Origin of the sequence: Cupriavidus sp. WS (assembly GCF_000395345.1) — a bacterium.
Taxonomy (GTDB): domain Bacteria; phylum Pseudomonadota; class Gammaproteobacteria; order Burkholderiales; family Burkholderiaceae; genus Cupriavidus; species Cupriavidus basilensis_B.
The window spans coordinates 1-5876 of sequence record NZ_AQPL01000002.1; the positions used below are offsets into that span (position 1 = coordinate 1).

Below are 5876 nucleotides of genomic sequence, written 5' to 3' on the forward strand. Positions count from 1 at the left end.
GGCCTGCCGCGCCGGCAGGCCAGTACCGCTCCCCGGCGGCGCCGGGGAGACCGCATTTCCGGACCCATCCATGTACGCCACCGATTCCTACTCCGCCCTGCTGGCGCCGCGCCCGGCCGGCCTCGGCGATCCCCGCGCGCTGCTGCGCGACCTGTTCGACACGGCCGTGGCGTCCGTCAGCGCCAGCCACTGCCTGCCGCCGCAGCTGCCGGCGCCGCCCAGGGGGCGCACCGTGGTGATCGGCGCGGGCAAGGCCGCCGCCGCGATGGCGCAGGCGGTGGAGCGGCACTGGCAGGGCGAGCTGTCCGGGCTGGTGGTCACGCGCTACGGCCACGGCGCGCCGTGCGGCAGGATCGAGGTCGTCGAAGCCGCGCACCCGGTGCCCGACGAAGCCGGCCAGCAGGCGGCCCGGCGCATGGTCGAACTGGTCGGCGGCCTGGGCGCCGACGACCTCGTGCTGTGCCTGATCTCGGGCGGCGGCTCGGCGCTGCTGGCCGCGCCCGCGCCCGGCATCACGCTGGCCGACAAGCAGGCGGTGAACCGCGCGCTGCTCAGGAGCGGCGCCGACATCGGCGAGATCAACTGCGTGCGCAAGCACCTGTCGGCGCTCAAGGGCGGCCGCCTGGCGCTGCACTGCGCGCCGGCGCGCGTGGAGACGCTGCTGATCTCCGACATCCCCGGCGACGACCCCACGCTGATCGCCAGCGGCCCGACCCTGCCCGACGCCACCACCTGCGCCGACGCGCTGGCGGTGACCGCCAGGTACGGCATCGACCTGCCGGCCCGCGTGCGCGCGCACCTGGAAAGCGGCGCCGGCGAGACCCCCAAGCCCGGCGACGCCCGCTTCGCCGGCCACCGCGCCGTCACGCTGGCCACCGCGCAGCAGGCGCTGGAAGCGGCCGCGGCGCGCGCGCGCGCGCTCGGCGTGGAGGCCCACATCCTGTCCGACAGCGTCGAGGGCGAGGCGCGCGAGGTGGCGCTGGTGCACGCGGCAATCGCCCGGCAGATCGCGCAGCACGGCCAGCCGTTGCGCAAACCGTGCGTGCTGCTGTCCGGCGGCGAGACCACCGTGACCGTGCGCGGCCGCGGCCGCGGCGGGCGCAATGCCGAATTCCTGCTGGCGCTGGCGGCGGCGCTCGACGGCCAGCCCGGCGTGCACGCGATCGCCTGCGACACCGACGGCATCGACGGCTCCGAGGACAACGCCGGCGCGCTGCTGTCGCCTGACACGCTGGCGCGCGCCGGGGCGCGCGGCCTGTCGGCGCTCGCGCACCTGGCCGACAACGACGGCTACGGTTTCTTCGACGGCCTCGGCGACCTGATCGTGACCGGCCCGACCCGCACCAACGTGAACGATTTCCGCGCGATCCTGATCGTGTAGGCAACGCGCATGAACCCAGGCGCGCCCGCCGCGGCGCGCCGCCCGAGAATGGAAGAGGAGACCACATGAGACGCCAGCGCAAAGCCAAGATCGTTGCCACGCTCGGCCCGGCCAGCACCGACATCGAGGTGATCCGGCAATTGTTCGAGGCCGGGGCCGACGTGTTCCGCCTGAACTTCAGCCACGGCTCGCACGAGGACCACCGCCGCCGCTACGACGCGGTGCGCCAGGTGGAGGCCGAGACCGGCCGGCCCATCGCCGTGCTGGCGGACCTGCAGGGACCGAAGCTGCGCATCGGCACCTTCGCCGCCGGCAAGGTGGCGGTGCGGGCCGGCGACGTGTTCGTGCTCGACAGCGACCCCGGCCCCGGCGACGCCACCCGCGTGCACCTGCCGCACCCGGAGCTGTTCCGCGCGGCCGCGCCGGGGCAGTCGCTGCTGATCGACGACGGCAAGGTGCAGCTGAAGATCGAGTCGGTGGCCAGCGGCAGCATCGTCACGCGCGTGGTCAACCACGGCACGCTGTCCGACCGTAAGGGCGTCAACGTGCCCGACGCGGTGATCCCGATCCCGGCGCTGACCGAGAAGGACCGCAAGGACCTCGACTTCGCGCTGGCGCTGGGCGCAGACTGGATCGCGCTGTCGTTCGTGCAGCGCCCGGCCGACATCGTCGAGGCGCGCGAGATCATCGGCACGCGCGCCGGCGTGCTGTCCAAGATCGAGAAGCCGGCCGCGCTGCAGCAGCTGGAGGAGATCGTGCGCGTGTCCGACGCGGTGATGGTGGCGCGCGGCGACCTCGGCGTGGAGCTGCCGCCCGAGCGCGTGCCGGGCGTGCAGAAGCGCATCCTGCGCGTGTGCCGCCAGCACGGCAAACCCATCGTCATCGCCACGCAGATGCTGGAATCGATGATCGACTCGCCGGTGCCCACGCGCGCCGAAGCCTCCGACGTGGCCAGCGCGATCTACGACGGCGCCGACGCGGTGATGCTGTCGGCCGAGTCGGCCAACGGCCGCCACCCGGTGGCGGCGGTGGCCATCATGGACCGCATCATCGCCGAGGTGGAGCGCGACCCGCTCTACCGCAACCTGCTCGACGCGCAGCACGAGGCGCCGCTGTCCACGCGCCAGGACGCGATCTGCGCGGCGCTGCGCGAGGTCACGCAGATCATCGGCGCGGTGGCCACCGTCACCTATACGTCGTCCGGCGCCACCGCGCTGCGCGCCGCGCGCGAGCGGCCGTGCGCGCCGATCGTCAGCATCACGCCGAACCTGGAGATCGCGCGCCGGCTGGCCATCGCGTGGGGCGTGCATTCCACCGTGAGCCCGGACGTGCAGAGCGTGGATGAGATGGTGAACGCGGCCACCGGCGCGGCGCTGGCCGAGGGCTACGCGCAGGCCGGCGACCAGATCACCATCGCGGCGGGCATGCCGTTCGGCCAGGGCGGCACCACCAACCTGCTGCGCGTGGCCGAAGTCACGGGCGCCGCGCCGGCGCGCGCGCCGCTGGCGGCCGCGGCGGCGGTTACGGCCTGATACATCACTCCCGTTCGCTGGCTGCACCGCCGTTGCTATACTGACCGGCACGCCGTGGCGCACTGCGCGCCGCGGCCACCGGACAGCCAGACAAGCCACACCAGCAACGCGGAGCCACCATGCGTCTCGATGACGAAGCCGAAAGCCAGAACGTAGAAGACCGCCGCGGAGGCGGAGGCGGATTCGGGGGCTTCGGCGCGGGGCCGAGGACGATCGGCATCGGCACCATCATCGTGGCGCTGGCGGCCTCCTATTTCTTCGGCATCGACCCCACCGTCATCATGCAGGGCGCCTCGGTGCTGCAGGGGCAGCAGCCGCAGACCCAGCAGCACGTGCCCAGCCATGCGCCCGCCAATGACCAGATGACGGTGTTCGTGCGCAAGGTGCTCGGCAACACCGAGCGCACCTGGTCGCACATCTTCGAGACCGACCTCAACCGCCGCTACGCGCCGCCCACGCTGGTGCTGTTTACCGGCGCCACGCCCACCGCGTGCGGCACCGGGCAGTCGGCGATGGGGCCGTTCTACTGCCCCGGCGACCAGAAGGTCTACATCGACCTGGCGTTCTACGACGAACTGCGCAAGCGCTTCGGCGCCGGCGGCGACTTCGCCCAGGCCTACGTGATCGCGCACGAAGTGGGCCACCACGTGCAGAACCTGCTGGGCGTGTCCGGCAAGGTGGACGCGGCGCGCCGCCGCATGGGCGAGGCGCAGGCCAACCAGCTCTCGGTGCGCGTGGAGCTGCAGGCCGACTGCCTGGCCGGCGTGTGGGCGGCCACCGCCGAGCGCATGAACCAGCAACTGCTCGAACCCGGCGACATCGAGGAAGGCCTGAAAGCCGCCGCCGCCATCGGCGACGACCGCCTGCAGCGCCAGGCGCAGGGCTACGTGGTGCCGGAAGCCTTCACCCACGGCACCAGCGACCAGCGCGTGCGCTGGCTGCGCCAGGGCCTCGACAGCGGCGACATCCGCAAGTGCGACACCTTCGCCGCCAAGCAGCTCTGATGGCGCGCGCGCGAATGCGCGCACGAACGGCATCGACCGCGTTCGGGCGGGACGGGGCAGGGCTGCGGGGAGATGAAACCGGGAACGGCGCGGAGGACAGCAGGACAGCGGGACGGCGGGGGAAAAATCACCCGCCCGGCGGGAGAGAGAAGGAGGAGGAGGTCAGCCGGGCGGGTGGGAGATAAAACGGTAGGACGGGGCGGCGGGCCCCTGACGCGAGACGGTCACCGAAGTGACCGTCAGGCGACACGGCGCATCGGGTCAGACCCGGTAGCCGTAGAGCGAGCCGTCGCCGGAACGCGCGTTGTCGAGCGAGGACGCCGCGATTTCGCCACCGGCCGCGCGCGCGCCTTCACTGAACGAATCGAACTTGCCCTGGCGGGCGCCGTCGGTGAACGGATCGAACTTGCCTTGGCGCAGGCCGTCGGTGAACGGGTCGAACTTGTCTTTCTTGGCGCCTTCCGTGTACACGTCGAACTTGCGCAGCGCGTCCGCATAGACTTCGAACTTGCCGACCTTGCTGCCGGCGGGAGCGGCCAGCGCCGCGGCCGACGAGGCCAGGATCAATACGCCTAAGGCGCTGCCAAGGATACGTTTGGCATTCATTTGGGACTCCTTCAACTGATCTATGTATTTTTTTGTCTGCCTTGCCATCGGCCGCGGCAATCTATGTTGCGCTGCGAGCACGAACTGAAGATTAGTGGTTCGGCCTGCAACGAGAAATACCGCTGCGACGAATGGTGCGTTGCGAGTCGTGAAACGCTGGAAGTCCGGACGAACGGCGCCTTTGCAGCGCGAACGGCGTGCGCGAGAAGCGAACGGCGGCGGCGAGCGGGTGGCGCAAGGGCCTCCCGGAAATGGCGCGCGATGGTGGCCGGCCGAGGCCGGAGGCGGGCTGGCGGGGATCGGGGGAAGCGCGCGAAGGGACGTCCGCGCCGCCGGCGCGACGCGGGCGGCGCGGGCCGGGAACCCCTGCCGGGGGCGTTCCCGTATCTGCGGAATGGCTCTGGAATGCGGCTGTTGCGCCGCCCGCGGGACTACAGCGTGAACTGGCCGTTGGCCTCGGGCTGGAACGACAGTTCGATGACCGTCACGCTCTGCTCGCGCCCGTCCGGCAGGCGATAGCTCACGGTCTGGCCGGCGCGCGCGCCCAGCAGCGCCTGCCCCACCGGCGACAGCACCGAGAGCCGGCCGGCGTCGAAATCGGCGGTGTCCGGATAGGCCAGCGTCCAGCGGCGCGGCGCCGCCTCGCCTTCCAGCGCGCACATCAGGCTGGAGTTCATCGTCACCACGTCCTTCGGAATGGCCTCGGCCGGCACGATGGCAGCGCGCGCGAGGATGCTGTCGAGCATCTCGGCCAGCGGCGCCGCGCCGGCGCGGCTGGCGATGCGCTCGAGGCGGGTGACGTCGAGCTCGGTCAGGTAAAGGGTCGGTTGCTGCTTGGATGAAGCCGTCATGGTGGATCCTCGCTAGGTGTCGGTGCGTGGACCCGGCCCGCGGGCGCGATCCGCGCGGGATCGGCCCGGCGCTGCCAGGTCAGGGAACAAGTCGGGCCGTCGGATGCGACGGAAAAACCGCGAACAGGGTGTGGCTCGGCCCGGTTCGGCGCTTACCTGCGTGCTGGGGAGACGTCAGGCGGTGAACCGGGCGGGATCAGGCGGTGCGCTGACCCGGCGGCAGGCGGTGGCCTGTTTGGCTTGCGCGCGCCGTGCCGGCGCCGCCCACGCGCGCGCGCCGGCCTGCCCGGTACGGGCAGGCGTGGCGGCGGTCGGGACAAGGCGGCAGGGCATCATGCGTGCGGCAAAAGTGGGTGGGCAGTCCGGAGCGAGAACGGCAAAACAACGACGAAACAACGGGGGAAACAGCGGCAAGAACAACCGCGAAACAGCGTGCTTCCCCGAACCGGCGTGGCGCGCGGCGAGAGCGATGGCTCACTCGGCCGCCGCGGACCGGCTCCCC

The 5876-nt window shown here is 72.0% G+C and carries 5 protein-coding genes; 3 read left to right on the top strand and 2 right to left on the bottom strand.

The genetic code is table 11. The features are described from left to right. Positions 1 to 70 precede the first annotated feature (70 nt). From K206_RS0100160 to K206_RS0100170, 3 genes are all read left to right on the top strand, one after another. Positions 71 to 1381: a glycerate kinase gene (locus K206_RS0100160; protein WP_020200382.1), complete on the top strand. Its 1311-nt coding sequence runs from the start codon at positions 71 to 73 to the stop codon at positions 1379 to 1381. Positions 1382 to 1446: 65 nt separating this feature from the next. After that, the gene (gene pyk / locus K206_RS0100165) at positions 1447 to 2913 is read left to right on the top strand and encodes a pyruvate kinase (RefSeq protein ID WP_020200383.1); all 1467 of its coding nucleotides are present in this window, start codon (positions 1447 to 1449) and stop codon (positions 2911 to 2913) included. Positions 2914 to 3032: 119 nt separating this feature from the next. After that, a complete protein-coding gene (locus K206_RS0100170) occupies positions 3033 to 3917 on the top strand; it encodes a neutral zinc metallopeptidase (protein WP_020200384.1) in 885 nt (294 codons plus the stop codon). Positions 3918 to 4178: 261 nt separating this feature from the next. On the opposite strand, the gene K206_RS0100175 is transcribed toward K206_RS0100170, so the two are convergent. Both K206_RS0100175 and rnk read right to left on the bottom strand, forming a co-directional pair. Further along, positions 4179 to 4523: a hypothetical protein gene (locus K206_RS0100175; RefSeq protein WP_029043047.1), complete on the bottom strand. Its 345-nt coding sequence runs from the start codon at positions 4521 to 4523 to the stop codon at positions 4179 to 4181. A gap of 431 nt (positions 4524 to 4954) precedes the next feature. Beyond that, the gene (rnk, locus tag K206_RS0100180) at positions 4955 to 5374 is read right to left on the bottom strand and encodes a nucleoside diphosphate kinase regulator (RefSeq protein WP_020200386.1); all 420 of its coding nucleotides are present in this window, start codon (positions 5372 to 5374) and stop codon (positions 4955 to 4957) included. Between the last annotated feature and the right edge of the window lie 502 nt (positions 5375 to 5876).